The sequence below is a fragment of the Rhodococcus sp. P4_F3_2 genome (genome assembly GCF_056401335.1).
In genome coordinates, this window is the sequence record NZ_JBFUJN010000033.1 from 16206 (window position 1) to 36704 (window position 20499).

The 20499-nt window shown below is 60.0% G+C and carries 17 protein-coding genes and 2 pseudogenes; 10 read left to right on the forward strand and 9 right to left on the reverse strand.

Annotation, left to right across the window (positions count from 1 at the left end; translation table 11 throughout):
• The first annotated feature begins 15 nt into the window (after positions 1-15).
• From pabB to AC1DWA_RS26845, 4 genes are read left to right on the forward strand one after another with little or no spacing between them, the layout of a single operon-like run.
• Positions 16-2082 (forward strand): aminodeoxychorismate synthase component I, encoded by a 2067-nt coding sequence (pabB, locus tag AC1DWA_RS26830; protein ID WP_477847800.1) that lies wholly within the window; start codon positions 16-18, stop codon positions 2080-2082.
• The gene (locus AC1DWA_RS26835; protein ID WP_477847786.1) at positions 2079-2990 is read left to right on the forward strand and encodes a prephenate dehydrogenase dimerization domain-containing protein; all 912 of its coding nucleotides are present in this window, start codon (positions 2079-2081) and stop codon (positions 2988-2990) included. Before pabB ends, AC1DWA_RS26835 begins: the two co-directional genes overlap by 4 nt.
• On the forward strand, positions 2983-3291 hold the full coding sequence (locus AC1DWA_RS26840; RefSeq protein WP_477847787.1) for a chorismate mutase family protein: 309 nt from the start codon (positions 2983-2985) through the stop codon (positions 3289-3291). Before AC1DWA_RS26835 ends, AC1DWA_RS26840 begins: the two co-directional genes overlap by 8 nt.
• The gene (locus AC1DWA_RS26845; RefSeq protein WP_477847788.1) at positions 3275-4510 is read left to right on the forward strand and encodes a 3-deoxy-7-phosphoheptulonate synthase; all 1236 of its coding nucleotides are present in this window, start codon (positions 3275-3277) and stop codon (positions 4508-4510) included. Before AC1DWA_RS26840 ends, AC1DWA_RS26845 begins: the two co-directional genes overlap by 17 nt.
• Positions 4511-4520: 10 nt before the next feature.
• Here the strand turns inward: AC1DWA_RS26845 and AC1DWA_RS26850 are convergent, their stop codons facing one another.
• The 6 genes and pseudogenes from AC1DWA_RS26850 to AC1DWA_RS26875 all read right to left on the reverse strand — a co-directional run.
• A complete protein-coding gene (locus tag AC1DWA_RS26850; protein ID WP_477847789.1) occupies positions 4521-5483 on the reverse strand; it encodes an oxidoreductase in 963 nt (320 codons plus the stop codon).
• Positions 5484-5539: 56 nt separating this feature from the next.
• Positions 5540-5854, reverse strand: coding sequence for a response regulator transcription factor (locus AC1DWA_RS26855; RefSeq protein WP_477847790.1), 315 nt, complete (start codon positions 5852-5854; stop codon positions 5540-5542).
• 195 nt (positions 5855-6049) lie between these two features.
• Positions 6050-7225 carry a Cmx/CmrA family chloramphenicol efflux MFS transporter gene (locus AC1DWA_RS26860; RefSeq protein ID WP_477847791.1) on the reverse strand — a complete coding sequence of 392 codons (1176 nt, stop codon included), beginning with the start codon at positions 7223-7225 and terminating at the stop codon, positions 6050-6052.
• A 1272-nt stretch (positions 7226-8497) separates the two neighbouring features.
• Positions 8498-8767 (reverse strand): DUF202 domain-containing protein, encoded by a 270-nt coding sequence (locus tag AC1DWA_RS26865; protein ID WP_477847792.1) that lies wholly within the window; start codon positions 8765-8767, stop codon positions 8498-8500.
• 25 nt (positions 8768-8792) lie between these two features.
• Positions 8793-9104, reverse strand: a pseudogene (locus tag AC1DWA_RS26870) (YidH family protein); the annotation flags it as partial.
• Positions 9105-9625: 521 nt separating this feature from the next.
• A pseudogene (locus AC1DWA_RS26875) lies at positions 9626-10153 on the reverse strand (formylglycine-generating enzyme family protein); the annotation flags it as partial.
• A 354-nt stretch (positions 10154-10507) separates the two neighbouring features.
• Between AC1DWA_RS26875 and AC1DWA_RS26880 the strand changes: the two are divergent.
• The 4 genes from AC1DWA_RS26880 to AC1DWA_RS26895 all read left to right on the forward strand — a co-directional run bounded on the left by AC1DWA_RS26880 (position 10508) and on the right by AC1DWA_RS26895 (position 15918).
• Complete coding sequence (locus AC1DWA_RS26880; protein WP_477847793.1) at positions 10508-11326, forward strand: acyl-[acyl-carrier-protein] thioesterase; 819 nt, start codon at positions 10508-10510, stop codon at positions 11324-11326.
• A gap of 197 nt (positions 11327-11523) precedes the next feature.
• The gene (locus AC1DWA_RS26885; protein WP_477847794.1) at positions 11524-13554 is read left to right on the forward strand and encodes a lipoxygenase family protein; all 2031 of its coding nucleotides are present in this window, start codon (positions 11524-11526) and stop codon (positions 13552-13554) included.
• A 9-nt stretch (positions 13555-13563) separates the two neighbouring features.
• On the forward strand, positions 13564-14703 hold the full coding sequence (locus AC1DWA_RS26890) for a YncE family protein (protein WP_477847795.1): 1140 nt from the start codon (positions 13564-13566) through the stop codon (positions 14701-14703).
• An 81-nt stretch (positions 14704-14784) separates the two neighbouring features.
• The gene (locus AC1DWA_RS26895) at positions 14785-15918 is read left to right on the forward strand and encodes a YncE family protein (protein ID WP_477847796.1); all 1134 of its coding nucleotides are present in this window, start codon (positions 14785-14787) and stop codon (positions 15916-15918) included.
• Positions 15919-16131: 213 nt separating this feature from the next.
• Here AC1DWA_RS26895 and AC1DWA_RS26900 read toward each other — a convergent pair whose 3' ends face one another.
• Positions 16132-16572 carry a transposase gene (locus AC1DWA_RS26900; protein ID WP_477847801.1) on the reverse strand — a complete coding sequence of 147 codons (441 nt, stop codon included), beginning with the start codon at positions 16570-16572 and terminating at the stop codon, positions 16132-16134.
• 624 nt (positions 16573-17196) lie between these two features.
• On the opposite strand from AC1DWA_RS26900, the gene AC1DWA_RS26905 reads away from it, so the two are divergent.
• Together AC1DWA_RS26905 and AC1DWA_RS26910 are read left to right on the forward strand one after the other, a co-directional pair.
• A complete protein-coding gene (locus AC1DWA_RS26905) occupies positions 17197-17334 on the forward strand; it encodes a hypothetical protein (RefSeq protein ID WP_477847797.1) in 138 nt (45 codons plus the stop codon).
• A 288-nt stretch (positions 17335-17622) separates the two neighbouring features.
• Entirely contained in the window at positions 17623-17832 is a 210-nt protein-coding gene (locus tag AC1DWA_RS26910) for a hypothetical protein (RefSeq protein WP_477847803.1), read from the forward strand.
• A gap of 224 nt (positions 17833-18056) precedes the next feature.
• Here AC1DWA_RS26910 and AC1DWA_RS26915 read toward each other — a convergent pair whose 3' ends face one another.
• Both AC1DWA_RS26915 and AC1DWA_RS26920 read right to left on the reverse strand, forming a co-directional pair.
• The gene (locus AC1DWA_RS26915) at positions 18057-19202 is read right to left on the reverse strand and encodes a YncE family protein (RefSeq protein WP_477847798.1); all 1146 of its coding nucleotides are present in this window, start codon (positions 19200-19202) and stop codon (positions 18057-18059) included.
• Between the two features lie 388 nt (positions 19203-19590).
• On the reverse strand, positions 19591-20211 hold the full coding sequence (locus AC1DWA_RS26920; protein ID WP_477847799.1) for a TetR family transcriptional regulator: 621 nt from the start codon (positions 20209-20211) through the stop codon (positions 19591-19593).
• Positions 20212-20499: the final 288 nt, after the last annotated feature.

Sequence of the window (20499 nt, forward strand, 5' to 3'; positions counted from 1 at the left end):
AGGTGCACGCCGACCATGCGCATACTTCTGATCGACAACTACGACTCGTTCACCTACAACCTCTATCAGTACATCGGTGAGGTCAACGGCGCACCACCGACCGTGGTCCCCAACGATGCAGACTGGACCGAAATCGGCGTCGACCAATTCGATGCGATTATCATCTCGCCCGGGCCCGGACGACCGGATCGACTACGCGACTTCGGAATCAGCCGAGACGCCATCGTCGACAGTGGCCTCCCGGTCCTGGGTGTGTGCCTCGGGCATCAGGGAATCGCGCATCTGTTCGGAGGCCGGGTCGAGCTCGCCCCCGAACCGGTACACGGCCGCGTCTCACAGATCGAGCACCACGCGATCGAACTGTTCGAAGGGATGCCCTCACCGCTCGCCGTTGTCCGCTACCACTCGTTGGCTGTGACCGAACTGCCGCCGGAGTTGGAAGCGACGGCCTGGACTGCAGACGGCGTCCTGATGGGTTTGCGGCACCGCACTCAACCGATCTGGGGTGTTCAGTTTCATCCCGAATCGATCGAAAGCGACCTTGGCCGTGAGTTACTCACCAACTTTCTCGCCCTCGCCAGAGGCGTGCGGGAAGATCAGCAACCTGCACCGGCGGACTACGAGATCCACCATCGCCGCCTCGACGGGTTGGCCGACGGTGAACTGATTTACCAGGAACTCAGTCGAGGACAGAGAACCGCGTTCTGGCTCGACAGCAGCGCTGTCATCGACGGGACATCAAGGTTCTCCTTCCTCGGCAACGCCGACGGCCCCCTCGCCGAATATCTCACCCACGACGTCAGCACCACCACCGTCTCCATCCGCACCGCTGACGGTCAGACCAGAGGGGTGCGGTCCACGTTCTTCGACTACCTGGAAACCCAACTGGAGCAACGTCGAATCCCGGTCCCTGAAGGGTTGCCCTTCGAATTCAACCTCGGATACGTCGGATATCTGGGGTACGAACTGAAATCGGAAACGATCGGCGAGGACGCACACGCAGCTGAAACCCCCGACGCGGCAATGATATTCGCGGACCGCATGATCGTGCTCGATCACCTCGACCGCTGCACCTATCTCCTCGCATTGAGCCGCGACGGCTACACCTTTCCTGCGAACGAGTGGCTCGACGAGACAACAGCGCAGTTGGCGACCTTCGCCACGATCTACAGCGACCGCACCCCCATACCGCTCTCGGCAGGTGACCCCGACGTTCACAGCTTCGGGCTCGAAGTGGAACTGCGGCACCAGAAACAGGTCTACCTCGACCGCATCGACGAATGCCTCACCGAAATCTCGCAGGGCGAGTCGTACGAAATCTGCATGACCAACATGCTCAGCGCACCCTCGGACGCAGATCCGTTTGCCGTCTACCGAGCCCTCCGCAGCATCAGCCCCGTCCCCTACGGGGCACTCCTCGAGCTGCCGGAATTGTCGGTCCTGAGCGCCTCACCTGAGCGCTTCCTGAGCATCACCGCCGGTGGATCCGTGGAATCGAAACCCATTAAAGGGACCAGACCGCGGGGGAGGACCGCCGCCGAAGACCGTGTGTTGCGCGAGGATCTCCTCGCCCACGAGAAGGATCGCGCCGAAAATCTGATGATCGTGGACCTGCTCCGCAACGACCTCAACCAGGTATGCGACATCGGATCCGTGCACGTGCCCCTGCTGTTCGACGTGGAAACGTACGCACCAGTCCATCAGCTCGTCTCTACCGTGCGCGGCACCTTGCGCCGTGAACTGTCCGCAGTCGACTGTCTCCGAGCGGCCTTTCCCGGCGGCTCGATGACCGGCGCTCCCAAACAACGGACGATGGAAATCATCGACAGACTCGAAGATGGCCCACGCGGGGTGTACGCGGGTGCACTCGGATGGTTTTCCCTCGCCGGAGCGGTCGATCTGAACATCGTCATCCGCACCCTGGTCATGGCAGACGGGCGGGCGAGCTTCGGTGTCGGCGGCGCGATCGTGTCGATGTCGGACCCGCAGGAGGAGTTCACCGAAACGCAGGTCAAGGCGAGGGCCTTGCTCACGGCACTGAGCAGCGCCGCCGTATCCGACTACGTCGCCGACGCTGTATGAACGCGCCCGAACGGTACGTAGTCGTCGGCGGCGCGGGAGCGGTCGGGGCGATGATCGCCGGCCTGGCGCGCAGCCGCGGGATGGACACACTGGTCGTCGACTCCACCAGTGCCGTCGACGGACTGCACGCCGACATCACCGCACCCACGGAAGAATTGAGGAAGATCCTCGAATCCGCCGACGTCGTCGTTCTCGCGGTCCCGGAGGACGTCGCCGTCGCGGCGCTGCCGGTGATCACCTCCGCGATTCGGCCGGGAACACTACTGGTCGAGACGCTGTCGGTGAAAACCGTTCTCACCCCGCACCTGTGCGGGCATCAGAACATCGAAATCGTCGGCATCAACCCACTGTTCGCGCCATCCCTCGACCTCCACGGCCGCTCGATCGCAGTCGTCGAAACAGGGGCCGGTCCACGGTCCGAGCGATTCCTGCGTCTCCTCACCGACCGCGGCGCGAGATTGCTGTTCACCACCGCCGACGAGCACGATCACGCTGCTGCGACCACACAAGCGCTGACACATGCGGCGGTATTGAGCTACGGACTCGCCCTCGCCCACAGTGGGTGTGAGATGGCCACCCTCCGCGACTTCGCCACCCCACCGTCGACGATGCTCACTGCGCTCCTGGCGCGCATGACGGTGAACCGGCCAGAAGTCTACTGGGACATCCAATCCCGCAATCCCCGTGCCCGCCGCGCACGGGCCGAACTGGCAGAGAGCCTGCGAAGCATTGCCAACGCCGTCGAATCCGATGATCCCGCCCAATTCGCGGCGCATCTCGCCACCGTCGAAACCGCGTTCGGCGAGCACCTGGAGTGGTACCAGCGGATCTGCGCCGACACCTTCACCCATCTGTCCGATACCCCCGAATCCGACTTGATCACAACGGAAGTGACTGCCGATGACTGACCACACCACCGCTGTCGACGGACTCGAACTGCTGCGCAGCGAACTGGACGACATCGATGCAACCTTGCTCGACACCCTGCGCCGCCGTCTCGAATGCTGCATCCGGATCGCACGATACAAAGCCGAACACGACATCGCAATGATGCAACCCGCCCGTGTAGGCCTCGTGAAGGACCGCGCCGCACATTTCGGCCGGGAACACGGCATCGACCCCGCTTTCCTCGTCACCCTCTACGGCGTCATTATCGACGAAACGTGCAGAGTCGAAGATCTGGAGATCGCCGATGCGACCGCACACTGACGGCCTCGACAGACTCGCACCTGTCGACGGCACCGACTCCACAGGTGCGCTGCCGGTCGCCGGGTTCCTCACCGAACGGCGGGGCGTCGTCGCGCAGCAGCCGGTCTGGCCCGACGTTCACGCGGTGGCACTCGTCGAGGACCAACTCACCAGCATGGCTCCCTTGACCGTCGACCATGAAATCGAGGCGCTCGCCGGTGGTCTCGCCATGGCGGCGCAGGGCCGAGCGCTGGTCTTCCAGGGCGGAGATTGCGCGGAGCAATTCGTCGACGCGCGCAGAGATCTCGTCCGCCGCAAAATCGATCACCTGCAGGGGCTCAGCGCCGTGATGCGCGCGAGTGCGCAAATACCCGTGGTGACGATCGGACGCATGGCAGGTCAGTACGGCAAGCCGCGTTCATCCCCGACCGAAATGAGTCGGTCCGGAGAGCTGATCGCCTCGTACCGCGGGGACGCGGTCAACTCCTCCGAACAAGATGCCGCTGCCCGCGTCCCGGACCCGACACGGCTGGTGACCGCCTACCGGTGCGCGGCGACGATCCTGGACGAGCTCAGGCAGTCCTGGTCGGGTCGCGATGCACTCGAGCGTGTGTATGCCTCACACGAGTTGCTGCTGATGCCGTACGAATGCCCGCTCGTGCGGGAAGGTGCCAGCGGCACGTACGCGGGGTCGACACATTTCGGGTGGATCGGTGAGCGCACCCGCGGACTCGACGGCGCCCACCTCGAATTCGCTCGGTCCGTGACCAACCCCGTCGGAATCAAACTCGGACCCAGCGCCACTCCGGAGGAAACCGTGGCGATCAGTCGGCGACTCAACCCTGACGGCGTTGCCGGTCGACTGACGTTCATCGTGCGCGCCGGGGTGGGCCGCGTCGGCGACATGCTGAGCCCTATCGTCGATGCCGTCGCGGCGGACGGACGTCCCGTCGTGTGGATCTGCGATCCGATGCACGGCAACGGCTACGTCCACGACGGGGTCAAGACCCGCGCGTTGACGTCGATCGTCGACGAAATCACTGCCTTCCTGCGGGTCATGCAAGCAGCGAGGCAGTGGCCTGCGGGTCTGCATCTGGAAGTGACCCCCGACCCCGTCACCGAATGTGTGGCCAGGGTCGAGGGTGAACACTCCTTTACCGACTACCGTTCGACCTGCGATCCACGGCTGAACGCAGAACAGTCCGCCGAAGTCGTCTCCCGCTTTCTTTCGCTGCTGTAGCCGCCGTAACTCAGGAGAAGGCGTCGACGCCGACCGCGTCAACGGAGTAAAGCCACAGGCGAGCGGCCTCGTCTGTGTCGGAGGCGTAGTCGCGGACACCAACGAACGGGCGGTCCTCGGTGGCGGGAGCGGCGATGTCGCAGTCCTCGAGGTACAGGCCACCGAGGCCGTTCAGGTCGGGTGCGGTCGACGCCCACACCGCGGTCGCCGCCCCTTGCTCGGCGGTCTTGAAGGAGCTGTTAACTGGACTCCCGTCGTCGTCGATCCAGCCGAAATCGACCATTTCCTCGTGCGGGAGATGCCGTAGCAGCGGTGTCATGATCGACCCCGGATGTAGCGAGAACGAGCGGACTCCATGCGCACGACCCAGAGCGTCGAGGTGGACGGCGAACAGGGCGTTGGCGGTCTTCGACTGCCCGTACGCGAGCCACTTGTCGTATCCGCTCTCGAACGGCACATCCTCCCACCGCATCGGCGAGAAGTGGTGGCCCGAGGACGAGACGGAGACGACACGTGAAGCGCCCGCCGACACCAAGGCGGGGAACAAGTAGTTCGTAAGCGCGAAGTGACCGAGATGGTTGATCGCGAACTGAGCATCCCAGCGCCCGATTCGGCTCAACGGGCAGGCCATCGTGGCAGCGTTGTTGATCAACATCTCCAGCGGCCGACCAGAGGCCAAGAACTGCTCGGCGAACTGCCGAAGAGAGTCGATATCAGCCAGATCCGCGTAGCTCACGCTCACTGCGTCACCGAACTCGGCGAGAGCTGTCCGCGCGATATCAGGTCGACGAGCAGGGACGACGACGTATGCCCCTCCATTGACGAGAGCACGAGTGATCTCGATACCCAAGCCGGAGTAACCGCCGGTGAGAACCGCCGTCTTCCCACTCAGGGCTGTGTTCTCGATGATGTCCGCGGCACGGGTGTAGCGCCCGAAGCGGGTGCCCAACGAACTTTGTCGTTTCAGTGTCACTGGGGTGAAGCCTCTCGTCGGTTGAAATTTCAGGTAAAGGCGGTGAGGGGAGTGGGTCAGCTGGCGGCGAGGTGCTTGCTCTGCATCCACCGCGCGACGACACCGGCGCGGCTCCGGACGCCGCAACGATCGAACACCCGTTGTAGGTGGGACTCAACGGTTTTCGGTGACATGCCGAGTAGGCGTGCAACTTCTTTTCCGGAATAGCCCTCGGCGACCAGTTCGATGATCTGTTCTTGGCGCTTACTTAATCGCATCACGGTCGCCTCGTGCGAGGGTGTGGTCGGACGCTGCGGGAACGACGCACGTCTTGCATCCATTGATGAGGCGGGGGTCAGTGCGGTGTTGGTCGTGTTGTTGTCAACAGACATTTTCCGAGTTCTCCATGGTCGCTGTAGTGGAACTCACTGAGGACGTATCGCCGCACTGAACAGTGAGTTCGCGTGAAAGAGGCAGGGGCAGAGCTCCACACACCTGTTGGCGCTGGCCCTCGGTACGACGTGAGCGCGCGGTGACTGCTGAGCGTGCACAGATCAGTCACCGCACTCACAGATCCTGGTTTCTGGTCAGGCGGGGACAGATTCGTGGACAGACGCTGGTCGCCGCCACAGAGACAAGGTGGCTGCGCCGATGACGATCGCGAGTGTCACCAGCGCGGCGCTCGTCCAGAGCGGGGCGCGGTAGCTCAGACCCATGCCGATCGCCAACCCGCCGAGCGCCGGTCCCAGTGCAGCACCGACGTTGAACGCGGCCGTCGCGAACGATCCACCCAAGGTCGGTGCCGCGTCGGCGGCGTAGAGCACCTGGGAGATCAAAGTCGAGCCGACCGCGAAGGACAAAGCGCCCTGCACGAACAGCATCACCAATGTCACCGCGGGGTGGGATGCCGTGAGAGCGAAGACGATCCATCCCGTCAACAGTGCTGCGGACCCGACAGCGAGCAGTTGGAACGGCCGGGTGTCGGCGAGCCTGCCTCCGACGCTGACACCGATGAACGATCCGAGCCCGAACAGCCCCAGCAGCAACGGAATCCAACGGGAGTCGAAACCGGAGATGTCGGTGAGCGTGGGCGCCATGTACGTGAACGAACAGAACGTTGCGCCGTTGATCAGCGCCCCGAGGACAAGCATGAGCTGGAGCTTGCGTGAGCGCAGTGAGGACAGTTCACGCTTGGCATTCGGTGTGGACTCTGCAAGCGGCTCGGCCGGGGTGGCGAACATAATCGCCACCACTGCAGGGGCGGAGATGACGACGACAGCCCAGAACGCTGCACGCCAGCCCCACATTTCACCCAGGAAGGCGCCCCCGGGAACACCGGCTACACATGCGATCGTGACACCGCCGAGGAGGACGGACGTGGCGCGCCCTTTCATGTCGGCGGGCACCATCGCCATCGCCGCCCCCAGGGCCACTGCCAAGAATCCGGCATTGGCGAGGGCTCCCACGATGCGTGTGACCAGCAAGACCTCGAAGCTGCTGGTGAGCGCGCCGATGACGTGGACCAGCATGAACGTGATGAGGAATGTCAGAAGGGCGCGTCGCCGGGGCCACCGCATGCTGGCGATAGCCATCAACGGAGCGCCGATGATCATCCCGACCGCGAAGGCGGAGGTGAGGAGTCCGGCGGCGGGGACCGAAACCCCGAGGTCACGGGCCATGTCCGGTATGAGTCCGGACAACATGAATTCGGATGTGCCCTGGGCGAAGACAGCAAGCCCGAGGACGTAGATAGCGAAAGGCACTGCGAGACTCCATAAAATCTGAGGATGGTCAGGGAGGCTGCGCGGCGGCACCGGAAGCTCGATTCGATGAAAGGAACTGGTAGCCGCGAAGCGGGTGACCTGACAGCGTCACAGTGCGAGATGTGCGCAGCCGAGGCCAGACTCGAAATTCAGACGGTAGAGGTGTGCCACTGATCGCAAACAACAAGGGAAGGCCACACGAGAGCGTGACGTTCGGGCGCGACGGGATGTGGCCACCGGACTACCTCCGGTGGCTAGAGTCTGGACGCCTTCGGGCTGGACATGGTCTTGAACCTAGCAACGCCACTGGTCGATGTCCAACTGAAATGCCAATACAGGTCGGTTTCCAAGGTACGGATGTCGGACTAGGTGAGTGGGGTGGAGGTTTCGGATGCGTCGACGATTCAGACCCGGCAATACGTTCGTTCTACTCGATACAAATAACGGCACGCTGCTAATGATCAGCAATCTGCAGGGCGCCGTGGACAGGAGGTGACGACATCTGACGTGTCGAATACTGGAGGGCGCCATCGAGTCTTCGAGCCTGCGATCGGAAAGAGTCCGGCAGTGGTGAATCCGTGGGTAGCAACGACAAGCAAAAATGCTCCCAGCGCACGCGATCCGGCCATCTGGAGGTGCTCGCGAGCATGATGGAGAATGTCAACCCTCAACCAGTTGTCCAACTCACAGGACCGTCTCCGAGGTTCGATAGCGCCGAGTACGGACTAAAGGTCGCGGTCCGGGTAAGTCGATAGCACACGGCTCCGAGGGTGCAATGCCGGAATTTTTTGACCGTGCAGGTCGTATGCGACCAGACCGGCCGAATCACTTCAGCGTTGACATTCACCCTCGAATTACTTTTCGCACAAATGATTTGCAGATAAGGAACTTTATACGAAGAAAGTGGTCAACAGTGCGTTGCCCGTAGCCGCTCGCCGATACGGGCGCCATAGCAGTGGTAACCGTTGAGGCCCTCACAGGCATCGAGCAGGTAGGCGTCGCAGAGTGATCGGTGATCGAGACGCGATTCGTCTGACCTGTGGGAGCCGTCAAACTCATGACCTCACTGTGAATAAGTGGACTCGAAAACTCGCAGCCGGTCGAAACGACTCTTACCGAACTTTTCCGTCCAATGAAACACTCAGATCGCACGAACCATGGAGCGTACAGCGGCCCTACGCCATAACAGGTTCGCGCCACACTACGGGACCCCAACGGTCGGGCAATCGGTTCTTTTCCGGTCAATCCGTGGCTCGCCGTACCTGCCCCCGATTAGCGACACGCACAGTGGCGGGTTCGGATGGATAACATCCGAGGGCTTCCCAGCGCAAAGGTCATGTGGCGATACCTGTGGTGGGAGAGAAGTAGAAGTGCTGCCACACGTAGGACGAGTGCTGCAATGACTGCGGCAGATTCCCACGAAATGTGAGGTGTGACCGTACGTGAAACGGTAAGTGTGCAAACCGGAATCGCGGCGACGGTGCGTTGCCATGACAAGGCGGTCCGTTCGATTTGCGCGCCATGGTCTTGGGCGAGATGCAATAGAGCTTTCCTGCGACGGTCAGGGTCAGCAGTAGTACCGCGGTCCCCTCAGGCTTCCCGGTATGACGGTCACAGCCACGGCCGTAAGGGCGCGGGTAGGGGCCTGTGTTCGTCTGAGTGCTCGCTCATTCCTCCACCACCGGCGCAAGCCGCCAATTTCGCAAATCAGTCCAAAGGTCACGGAACAGAACGCGGACGATGAACTGTGTCCGACGACGGCGATGTCGTCGAGTGCGTCGAGCGCCACGCCTAGTGCCAGGAAGGCCAATGGGATGCGAATCCACGCCAGCAGGGTTCGCCTATTCGCGAGGCTAAAGCGCGGATCAGGCTCACTACCAACGGATTAGAGAATTACTGGCCAGCTGCGGTCGGAATTTTCTGCTTATGGGGTGATGATCAGTTCCATGTCTAACTTCAAGTCTATGTGGAGTTGGTCCAGCACCTAAGCGATCTCAGTCGGTGAGAGTTCGGCTGGAAGGGGCCAGATGAAACTACGAGTCGTGAGTTGGACTCCGAAGTCTGAACACTTTACGGGGAGCCTGGCGGCTATTGCCTCGACATCGGTAGTCAAGTACGTCCATTCGAGGTTGGCGAGTTTCTAGAACCGTCATGCCCGCTACGGATCAAACTGACCGTGTCGGCACAATGCATCTCGACCGTCGTGAGCGCATGACTCGGCGAACAACATAACCGGCGGTCGCCGCGTACCCATTCTCGTGAGCACGCTTGTGAAATCGATGTAGAGCCGATATACCGTCAGATCCGGATTTGTTCCGCGGATCGATGTGGATGACGAATTCGAGGCGAATGCAGAAACTCCCCGCCAGCGTTTGGTTCCTGGTCTATGGTCTAATTGCGTCATTGGCGCACCATCCGGAAACCGCAATTGCCCGTGGATGATTCAGGTGTATTCGCTGAGCGAGCGGCGAGCCTGTATCGGTTGCAGTAGCTGTGGTGGCACAGGTACGAACCGCCTCTGGTGACACGCGAGGYACCGTCTCGTGGGCCAAGGGGGTTCTGTCGGGGCGAACGGCGGTAGTACGAAGGTGAGAACCAGTCGGCGCACCATTCCCACACGTTGCCGCAGACTTCGAAAAGACCGAAATCATTCGCAGGGAACGAGCATACCGGTGCGGTTGTCAGGAACCCGTCGGAAAGGGTGTTGGATTCAGGGAAGCGACCATGCCAGATATTGCATCGATCCTCACCATCTGGAGTGAGCTCGTCACCCCAGGGATACCTCCTGCCCTTGTGCCCGCCGCGTGCGGAGAATTCCCATTCGGCTTCGGTCGGAAGCCTTCCACCTGCCCAGGAGCAGTAGGCAGCGGCATCCTGCCACGAGATGTGCACGACAGGGTGGTCTCCGAGGCCGGCCTCCGCCCAGTGGGATCGGCCGTTTCTTTACGTTTCCGCCGGGTGGCGAAATTCCCTCAGGCGCTCGGCACGAATCCGCAAGACGGTGAGTAGCTGTATAATTGCTTCACTTGACGCGAAGGTGACGAGATTTCATGTCGCACCGCCGGGTTGGAAGTTTCGGGTGATTTGTGCCACTCCCTTCGATTTTTTGTTGCGGATCTAATTACTTCCCAGCTACTTTTATGAGGTCTCCAAGCTTTCGGACGCCAAACTCGGCCACCGAAGAGCTTCCAATCAAGATCTACCGCAGAATCGTGCGCCTGCTAGTCGCAAGTGCGGCGTTGTTGGCGCAGTCGGTTCCCGTCCATGCAGTGAGGATGCCCGATGAACGCGGATGCAGATTGTTCCAGTTGGGTCGGTATAGACCCGCTTCCTGGCCGCACAGCGGATGCGGGGTTCTTCGCCGCAGGGTATCGAGTTCGAGCGGGAGATGTCGATCCGTCGATGCGGCTTCGGCTCGACGGTGTCGCTCGGTATCTTCAGGACGTCGCTAACGACAACCTTGCCGCGACGTCGTTCGGATCCACCGACCCTTTCTGGGTGGTTCGACGAACGGTTATCGATGTGTTGCAACCGATTTCGTGGCCGGCGTCAGTTCGTCTGGAACGGTGGTGTTCCGCACTGTCCACCCGGTGGGCGAATATGCGTGTCCGGCTCACCGCCGAGCACGAGACCGACCGACTCAATCCTGCTCCTCGACCGAGCGGGCTGATCGAGACAGAAGCGTTCTGGATCAACGTCAACGAGAACGGGGTGCCGTCGCGGATCAGCGACGAAGGATTCGACAGTTTGGCCTCGATGAATAATCAGCACCGGTTGCGTTGGCGCTCGATGCATCACGCCGATCCAGAGGCGTTCGGAGACGAATCTTCGATGCCGGACCGCATGCATGTGCTGCGGTCCACCGATTTCGATCCTTTCAAGCACGTGAACAACAGTGCCTATTGGGCGGTCGTCGAGGACGAGTTGGTCGATCACCCCGATCTAGGCGGTCGCCCTCACCGCGCTGTCATCGAATATCTACGTCCGATAGCTCCCGCGTCCCAGGTCATTGTCCGGCGCCAACGCGTGGATGCGGAACTACGAATCTGGCTGATCGTCGAAGGGCAGATCGCTACTACGGCAACAGTTACCGCGCTCTGACTTTTCTTTGATCACAGTCCATTTCGGTCACCCGCTAGCCTTGCTTGCCCGGTTCGGCCCCCCTTCCGAGGCGGTCCTTCCCGAGGCAGCGGCCCGACCGAATACTTCTACGCCCTGGAGCCTTTTTCATGCAAGGAAATCTGAATCGCCGACGGCTGCTAAGTCTTTCGGCATTGATCCCGATTGCGTCTGTGGGAATGGCCGGTACGACCGGTTTCGGCACCGCGGTGGCGGCACCCGTGATCGCAGACCTCCCTGTGCCACTGCTGCCTCAATTCGATCAGGCGCCGTGGGGCCGGCAGGCGGCGCTCGTACAGGCGAAATCGGCGTATACGTGGACCGAAGACCTACCGTTCGTTCCCGGGATTCCGGCGGCGTATTTCGTTCCGCTCGACTCTTTTCCGACGATCGAGTGGCTTCTCACCGGCGTTGACACCGTCGTGACGATGGCCCTCAACCTCATCGGATCCATCATCCCCCAATTCAATGCAGCGGCAACAGGAACGCTCGCCGATCCCGAGCAGCAACTGCTTGCGATACGGCAGAAGTCGGCGGATGCAAACATGCGCTTCACCGCGCTGGGAAATGGCAAGTACAACGAACTCGGCGATCGCCCCTCAGACGCGTACGTCACAGCCACCCCGGAGGAATCGGCTCAGGCGACCGTTCTGCAGGCCGAGGCGATGGACTTGTTCCAGCAAGTACAGCTCGTGCTGAGCAATCTCCGAACCAATGTCCAAGCACTGCTGGAATCGAACCAGAGCATCGGTAGTTTCGGAACGAAAGACGGTCTCGCGCAATACAACGCGATGTGGCAAGGGATGCCCATCCCCGACGTCGCTGAAAATCTCCACGACGACGAACTCTTCGCGTTCCTTCGCATCGGCGGGTTCAACACCAACGTCATCGAACGGGTCGACAGGGCACTTCCCGACAATTTCCCCTTGACACACCAGCAGTACCGCGACGGTCTCGGAGTCGACGACGATCTCGATACCGCGATCGCTGAAGGGCGTTTGTTCATCGTCGATTACGTCGAGCTGGGCAAGATGGCTCCCGAGCACGCCACGTACAAAATACTCACCGGCGATGGTTACAACTCGGCCCCGATCGCGGTCTTCGCTATTGCGCCGGGAGGCGGAAAACTGCAATCGGTAGCGATTCAATGCGGCCAGAATCCTGCGACAGCCCCAATCTTCGTCCGGCCCAAACCCGATGATCAGCAGAAATATTGGGGATGGCAGATGGCGAAAACGGTGGTCCAAACCGCCGATTTCAATCACCATGAAATGCTGGCACACCTCTCACGTGCCCATTTCGTCTCGGAAGTCTTCGCGTTGTCTACCCACCGCGCGTTCGCCCCGAACCATCCCCTCTCTGTGCTGCTGACCCCCCACTTCGAGGGCGACATCTTCGTCAACTTCCTCGCCGCGACGATCATCATGCCCCCGAATCTGTTCGCCGACATCATCCTCGCCGCCCCTTTACCCGACATTGTCGAAACAGTCGGCAAGGACCGGTTGAACTGGGATTTCTACGAACGGATGCCGCACCGGGATTTCGCACGCAGAGGCCTCGACGATGCCGGCACCTTGCGCGAGTTCCCCTACCGTGACGACGCATTGTTGATCTGGGAGGCCATCGAGAACTGGATGGACGACTACGTCCGCGTGTACTACACCAGTGACGCCGATGTGATCGCAGACACCGAGTTGGCCGCGTGGGTCGTAGAGGCCGCATCGATGGGGAAGATGAAGGGTTTCCGTGAGATCACATCGGTGGACCAGTTGATCGAAGTTCTCACCATGGTCATCTACACCGCCAGCGCCTATCACGCGTCCGTGAACTATCCGCAGTCCCACCTTATGACGTACGCGCCCTACACCGCGGGGATCGCCGCAACCCCGCCGCCGACGAGCACTGACGGGCTCACGGAAGCGGATTGGATCAAGTCGCTGCCGAATCTCCTGACTTCACTGGCACAGTTCTACTTTCTCAATGTTCTCGGCACGATCTACTACCGGCCCCTCGGGGACTACCGCACCAACATCTTCCCATTTCCCCCGTCGTTCGGTGATCCTCGGATTGCCGAGACCGGCGGCCCGTTGCACCGCTTCCGCAAGGATCTCGCTGCCATCGAAGCCGAGATCAATCGGCGCAATCAGTCGAGGTCACAGCCTTACGAATACCTGCTGCCGAGCAACATTCCGACCAGCACCAACATTTGAGGACACGACATGTCTGCTTCATCCCGCCGCCGCACGACCGCTGCTGCGCTCGCACTGGCAACAACGTTTGCCATATCAGCCCCCATGACTGCTGGTGCGGAAGAGGTGGCTGCAACACCGCCGACTCCTTCCTATAGCGGTCCCGCCGGGCAGTTGTTCATTCCCGAGGTCGACAACGACACGGTCGCCGTGATGGACACGACCACGAACACGATCACCGAGCGGATCGACATCGATGCACCCCTCGGCCCTTCGCGTCCTGCCGTTCTCGCCAAGACTCCCGACGGCAGCAAGGTCTACACAGACAATTTCAGCTTGCTCGCGCCCTCGATTTCGATCATCGACAGGAAGACCGGTACGACACGGACACTGCCCGTCGAATCTGTTCCATTGGGAATCTTCACTTCCGCTGACGGCAAAGAAATCTACATCCCGGAAGTAGGCTTTGTGGTCGAGGTCCTCGACGTTGCCACCGACACCATCGTGCGCCGCCTCCGCTTCAACGACATTCCGGCCGGGGCGATGGCAGGTCCGGACGGGTTGATGTACGTCGGCTTCGGCAGCGGGTTGATCGGCGCCTATGACCCTATTACGGGCGCGACCGTCAAACCACCGATCTGGAGCGGTGGCCTCGCCACCTTCTGGTACTCCTTCACCCACGACGGAAAAAAGCTATACACCGATACGATCAACTCGATCGGGGTCATCGACGTCGAGAAGTGGGAACTGACGAAAACCGTTGCTACCGAAGAAAATGGTGTTGGCGGGCTGATGAACCCCGGCGCGTTCACCTCCGAGATCTCACCGGACGGTAAAAAACTCTATGTCACCCGGTTCGGGAAGAACGGTGTCATGGTCTTCGACACCGCCGACGAGCGACTCCTCGGCGTCATCCCGACAGAAGGAGACGTCATCGGTATGACCTTCAGCGGCGACGGCACCCGCGGATACATCTCCGACGCGGGTCACACTTCACGCAACATCCCCGGCCCCATCGGCGAGGGCATCACCTTCATGAACTTGATCACCGTTGGATTCCTCGGACCGGGCCGGCTCATCACGTTCGACCCCACCGATGATCACATCCTCGACACCACCCCCACCGCCGCGGGTCCCGGAATCCCTGCCTGGCTACCCGATCTCCCCTGACTGCAACGGACGCTGTTCTGACCGACGCTGTCACCCTCGACGCAGCGCAGCCTGCTACGCGCTACCTACGGAAATGATTCGATGTCCAACCGAAACACGCTCAGTTCGACAGCCACACGACTAACGGCAGCACTCCTGACCGCTGGCGCGGTGCTTGCAGCTCCGTCCCTCGCGCAAGCGAATCCGTCCATTCCAGGCAGTACCACCGGAGCAGACGGAGCGATCTGGATGCCGAACTACGGAAACGGATCTGTCGTCGCGTTCGATCCTGAAACCCTCGACGTGGCGGCCACCATCCCCAACGTGGGTGACCACCCCCTGGTGATCAAGGCACTGCCCGACCATTCGAAGATGTTCGTCGGAAATTTCGGTCCGGCAAACTGGAACGTCTCGGTCATCGACATCGAATCCCAGACGGTCATCAAACAAATCCCTACCTTCGGCGCCGCGTACGCAGTCTCGCAGCTCTCCCACGACGGTCGGTTCCTTTTCGTCCCCACTTCACTGTCGGTGATGCAGGTCATCGACACCCAATCCCTCGAAGTGATCCGCACGCTTCCCATCGCGCTGCCGCCCGGGCCCGCCCACCTCGAAATCTCCCCGGACGGCACCGCGGTGTACGTATTCTCCGCGGTCGGGACAGCAACCAAATACGATGCCGTCAGCGGCGTCATGCTTGCACCACCGATCTTCCTCGACGGCTTCTTTCCAGGCTGGGGCGCATTGAGCGTGGACGGAAACACGATGTACGCCGTAAACTACATTTCCGGCTTGACCACCATCGACACCCGCACCTGGCAAGTGACGAAAGTGCAGCAGATGCCGATCGCGGCCGGACCACTCTCGGCCACACTCACACCCGACGGCACCCGCCTGTGGATGTGCAACTACATGAACAACGAGATCTTGGTCTTCGACACCGCCACCGGTGACATCGTCCAAACCATCACCACCGACCAGGCACCGGTATACGTCGGCTTCTCCTCCGACGGCGCCAAAGCCTATGTGAGCCTGGTGGACGGATCCTCCGGCCTGCCCGCGCAACTGTACTTGGGATTCGTCCCCGGGGGTGGCCAGGCGGCTCTGGCAAACGCATACGCCGCCAACCTCATCGGTCTGGAAACATCGCTGGCGTCCTACGACACCGCAAGTGGAACAGTCATCGACTCGACCACCATCAAGGGTGCACTCGTTGCAGGCGTCTACCCCGGATGATCAATCTGACATACCTACACTCGACAACCACACGGGACTCCGATCAATTCGTCATGTCGGGTCTATCTCGCCAAGGTGTTTCGGCCCAATGCCATTAGTAAGCTGCCGACAACGGCCAACGATCGGCGAACGTGATCGTAAATGCCTTCCGAGCGGACTTGCGCCTCATAATCCATGAGGTCTGAGCCTTGCCCGTCGGGTCTAGAGAACGCGTCACCGAATAGAGGCATTTGAGTGCGGCGGGCTCGTTAGGAAATGGCCGCGTGCCCTCACGGCCCGACAGTATCGGGCGTTGTGGGACAAGAACGCGTTGGTGGAACACAGGACTCGACGTATGTCGATGTCGTAGTCGAGGAACGTGTGAATTCCTGCCGGGCAATAGTTCACAGCTAGATGGTCTCCGGATATCTCCCACCCCACCATTCGGTGGAGTCGTCGAACGCAGCCCGAGCGGCGCCCTCGGTCGGTGCCGCGAAGGATCGTTTTGAGATCGTGTTTGATGCAAAAACGGTTCTGCCGAAACGCATTTCGGATAAAATGGATCCAACACCTCTGGACTACGGCAGCCGGCCACGCGCGCTCGACGACGTCCGAGAACCCTTTCGATGCGTCGTAGACCAGGAGAACACGCCCCGAGTGCCCCGATTCCGAAATCTACCAGGGCGGACATCCAAAATTGGGTGCCCTCGCCGCCTGTTGATGGCCAAGTCGGAGCACGTCAAGCTGGCTGTCGAGGCTTACGCCGATCGCGGCGTAGATCGGCCGGCTCGCGACCTGCCAGTCCAAACGGCTTCCAGGACGGTTTTGGTGAACTGTTTAAGCAAGCCGTCCGGCCTGGTCAACGACAGGACCTATTTCCTTCGCCAACCTGATCAACTCGGCGGCCGCCGCAGCTTCCGTGGGGATGCTCGCCCTATTTCTTCGTCACATCTTCCCGTGTCGTCATCACGGCACCTCCCTCACTGAGCATGCACTCAGCGTGTAGCGCCGAAACGCCGAATAATAAACAGTCCCTTTATATCTGGCTGGTCGGGCCATATCGGGATACCCCGATATGCCGTTGCTCCTCGCGGTAGTAGAGCAGGTCTTCAGCGAGAGTACGGCTGCGGCGTTTGTCTTTCCCGTCGTGTTTCGAGGCGTACGACTTGTGATGCGGTAGTGCTGCGATTCGCGGAGTGAGAACGTGAAATCTGCAGACCGGTAGGATGATCCGTAGTCAGTGATTACCTGTGCGATGTGGGTGATTCCCTGTGCGGCGAAGAACAATCGTGCGTTTTCATGAAGTCGATGGCTGCTGCAGCGGTTTCGTTGCCGCTGGACACAGCGCACGCCAGGTGGCTGCTTCCCGTGCATCGCGAGTGGCAGATAGGTGGAGCCGATTCGGGCTTGCTTCGCCCGGATCTTGCGCCGTTGTGATCGTTTGATCTGTGCGGAGTCCGCGGCTGTGGGCACGCCAATCCGCCGCCGTCCGGGATCTTTCCGACTTTCCTCACATCATTGTGGACCATCTGGCCTGGTTGTTTGGCGATAATGACCTGGGTTGCGACTGTTCTCGCCGTTCGGGTCGATGAAAGGCAGCGGTGCGATCCAAAATTCCGCAGGATTTCACCGGAATCCGCGCGACGTGTATGGCGGCGTCGGCTGCCCGGAGGGCAATAACGATCGCATCGGTGAGCAGTTCGAACGTGATCCGTGAGGGTGACTATGTCCGGGTCCGTCGCCATGGAATCGATCTCGGCCACGATCCCCGCCGCTGTGGCGGTCGCTGGTGCGCCGGAATCGGTCCTGTGGTCCCAGGTCACCGTACTTGCGGTGACGGGTGACTTACTTCGAGGCGCATTGCCGAGATCTCAGCAGAGACATGCGCTACCGGGCGAGTTCGGCAGCGTGCGTGCGCGATGCTCGCGGGCGTGACGTGTGCGGCGAAACGGTAGACGGCGACGGCTTTCGACGAGTCGCCGCCGTCCCTCGACAGTCAGTGGAGCATTATGATGTGTCACAGGGCTGGTCCTACTTGGTTGAGAACGGTGGTGTCGCAACTCGCTTTCTCGCGCTGAGGACCGGCCCTCTACCACAGTCCCGCATCAGCCAGCGATCTTTTTCTGCTATTTCGCTAACGCGGAATGGGAGTGGACCAATCAGGGGAAAATTCCCGCACCTGGACCAATGCGATCGATGTATATTCGCTTGATCTGCTCGAAGGTAGATTTGTCGTAAATCTCCAAGTAGCCTTTCGCGGGGATGTTCGGCGCCGCACCAGGGTCGCCAAGTCCATAGTCTGCGATAGTTGCATAGAAGATGTCGTCATTCGATTTTGAGAATGATACATAGGACGGAGATCCTTTTGTTTTGATGGTTTGCAAAATCAAACCGGTCTTCGTGTCGAACACCTCAATATTTTGCGCAGCATAGTTTGCCAGCCACAGCTGTGTGCCATCTGGCGTTAGGGTTCCGGATACAGGGACTTCAAACGTCGAAAGCTTGAAGGTTTTGCTGATCGTGAATGAGGTGGTATCTATTTCTGCAACTGAACCAAGAAGATTGACTGCGTAGATATAGCGCCCGTCGCGACTTTGCGTACCCCACCCGCCAGGCCCCAGGGTGAGCTGCGCCCCCACGGGTTGGCCAGACTGCATATCATACTTGGTGATAATTCCGGTACCGGTATATGTATAGAGGAATTTCTCGTCCGGCGAAACTTCTATATGTACGACTGTTGGAGGTAGAAGAGTGGGAATAGTGCGAACAACCGTATCGGTTGTTGTGTCAAGAACTTGGACGACCGACGCCGCAGTAGGAATGTAAAGATTTCTGCCGTCGGCCGATAGCTGAATGACTGCGAACGGTGGCCCCAGAGTTTGCACTTTCCTGACGTTGCCGGTCTCCTTGTCGATAATCGACAACGCGGATTCAGCCTGCAAACCGCGGCCGTCATTACGCAACCCGACGCCCAGACTCGAAACGTAGAGCTTGCTGTGATCGAACGACTCCTTGACGACGAGCGGTCCGGGACCAACCGGGAACTTCTGCTCAACTTCTCCGGTTTCGATATTGAGTGCCCGCACCGAACTGTCCGCACCGAACGGATAATCGGAAGGTATATAGGCAATTGCCGGATCGCTGCTGCTTTCGCCAGGGCCTAGCGGTTCGGCACTAGCAGGTAGCGCAATCGCCCCAATGGCAACGAGAGAGGCAAGCACGGCAGCATTCCACCGTATGCCACGAAAAATCCCCAACGCTTTTACACGCGGGTGGTGCGTGTTACGGGCAGTTGCGCGTTTCATTTGTCTCCATTTTCGATGTGTCATCGATCAAGGTGAAATCTATTTGTCTGCTGGCTAGCGCCGATAGGTTAGAGCCGAGTAGTTGTGCGCCCGGACGGGAAAGTGTGATGGTTGGTGTGGCCAAGGAATTGCTGTCGCTAGTGCTCCGGTTCGGATGCGTGGTCGTGTGGATGCCAGCGAGACGATGCGGGCTGCAGTCGAGGCGTAAACTGGTTCGAATGAACACAATAGGTGGGGGATTGCCGTCCGCCGCTTGGCGCAGGAATCGCGTCACCAGCGCCCGTACTTCCTGCATTGAATCTCGAACCGTTCCGCGTTAGAGTCTTTTCGTGAGGTGTTTTCTCATTTGATTCGACGTGTGACAGGGTTTCGGACAGCTTAGAGAATTTTACCTAGTTTTCCCAAGAATTATAGTCTGGAGAAAATCTTCAAACTGGTTTTCAACCGATAAATCATTCGTGTGACGCGTGTGCGGAGAATGAAAAAGCCCGATAAGCATTGCGCAATAATTAGACGCGAGGAGTCTCGCGGATGTGGATTTGCGAATTTGCCCGGCTGTTATCGCGTCATCGAAGATATTTTCGATGCGTTTCTCCCACTCATAATAGAGCCTCGGAGTTGTATCGAGTTCCACTTCGGTGCTGAGTTTAAGCCCAGCTCGGTACAGTGGGCTGTGTGTGCCGAGATGCGTGAGCGAACGGCTGAGGATATATAATTGATCAAGTGGCGAATTTGCGGTACTCCAAATCTGCTGTTCAAGTTCATATGTGGCTTCTGCCCAGCGCTCAGCAATCTCGCAAGCGACGCTCGATTTTGTCGGAAAGTGATAATAGAGAGCGCCTTTGGTGCTTGTTCCAGCATCGATGATTTCGTTGATACTGGTCGCTGCATATCCGGAGGTTTCGAAAACGGTTGCTGCGCCGATGATGATTCGCTCACGAGTTTCCTTCGCGCGCTTCTGGCTAAATATTTTATCGCTTCTTTCCTCGGGGCTCGATGCGTCACTCATGTAGAGGGCCTCCTCTTTTATGTGGCGTGCAGATCGTGTCCGATTGCGAATTCGCTATTCTGGCCTTGGCACGATAGAAGATTTGGTGCCATTTCGCGTGATGCGAGAAATTGTTCAACTCGCCGCGTGTTCTTCCGGTGCCAGTGAATTGCCCGGTGCGATGTTCGAGCAGTTGTTCGGCGCCGGATTCCCGTTGAAACGGTCGTTGAGCCAGGTGATGGCGCCGGGGAGCCAAAGCGCGCCACCGGGAACGTGACTGATGGTGTCGTACTGGTCGTACTGGATCGA

Coding starts and splice junctions, on each gene's coding strand:
- pabB (WP_477847800.1), top strand. CDS start 16: ATGCGCATACTTCTGATCGACAACTACGACTCGTTCACCTACAACCTC.
- AC1DWA_RS26835 (WP_477847786.1), top strand. CDS start 2,079: ATGAACGCGCCCGAACGGTACGTAGTCGTCGGCGGCGCGGGAGCGGTC.
- AC1DWA_RS26840 (WP_477847787.1), top strand. CDS start 2,983: ATGACTGACCACACCACCGCTGTCGACGGACTCGAACTGCTGCGCAGC.
- AC1DWA_RS26845 (WP_477847788.1), top strand. CDS start 3,275: ATGCGACCGCACACTGACGGCCTCGACAGACTCGCACCTGTCGACGGC.
- AC1DWA_RS26855 (WP_477847790.1), bottom strand. CDS start 5,854: ATGTCTGTTGACAACAACACGACCAACACCGCACTGACCCCCGCCTCA.
- AC1DWA_RS26880 (WP_477847793.1), top strand. CDS start 10,508: ATGAACGCGGATGCAGATTGTTCCAGTTGGGTCGGTATAGACCCGCTT.
- AC1DWA_RS26885 (WP_477847794.1), top strand. CDS start 11,524: ATGGCCGGTACGACCGGTTTCGGCACCGCGGTGGCGGCACCCGTGATC.
- AC1DWA_RS26890 (WP_477847795.1), top strand. CDS start 13,564: ATGTCTGCTTCATCCCGCCGCCGCACGACCGCTGCTGCGCTCGCACTG.
- AC1DWA_RS26895 (WP_477847796.1), top strand. CDS start 14,785: ATGTCCAACCGAAACACGCTCAGTTCGACAGCCACACGACTAACGGCA.
- AC1DWA_RS26905 (WP_477847797.1), top strand. CDS start 17,197: ATGAAGTCGATGGCTGCTGCAGCGGTTTCGTTGCCGCTGGACACAGCG.
- AC1DWA_RS26910 (WP_477847803.1), top strand. CDS start 17,623: ATGTCCGGGTCCGTCGCCATGGAATCGATCTCGGCCACGATCCCCGCC.
- AC1DWA_RS26915 (WP_477847798.1), bottom strand. CDS start 19,202: ATGAAACGCGCAACTGCCCGTAACACGCACCACCCGCGTGTAAAAGCG.
- AC1DWA_RS26920 (WP_477847799.1), bottom strand. CDS start 20,211: ATGAGTGACGCATCGAGCCCCGAGGAAAGAAGCGATAAAATATTTAGC.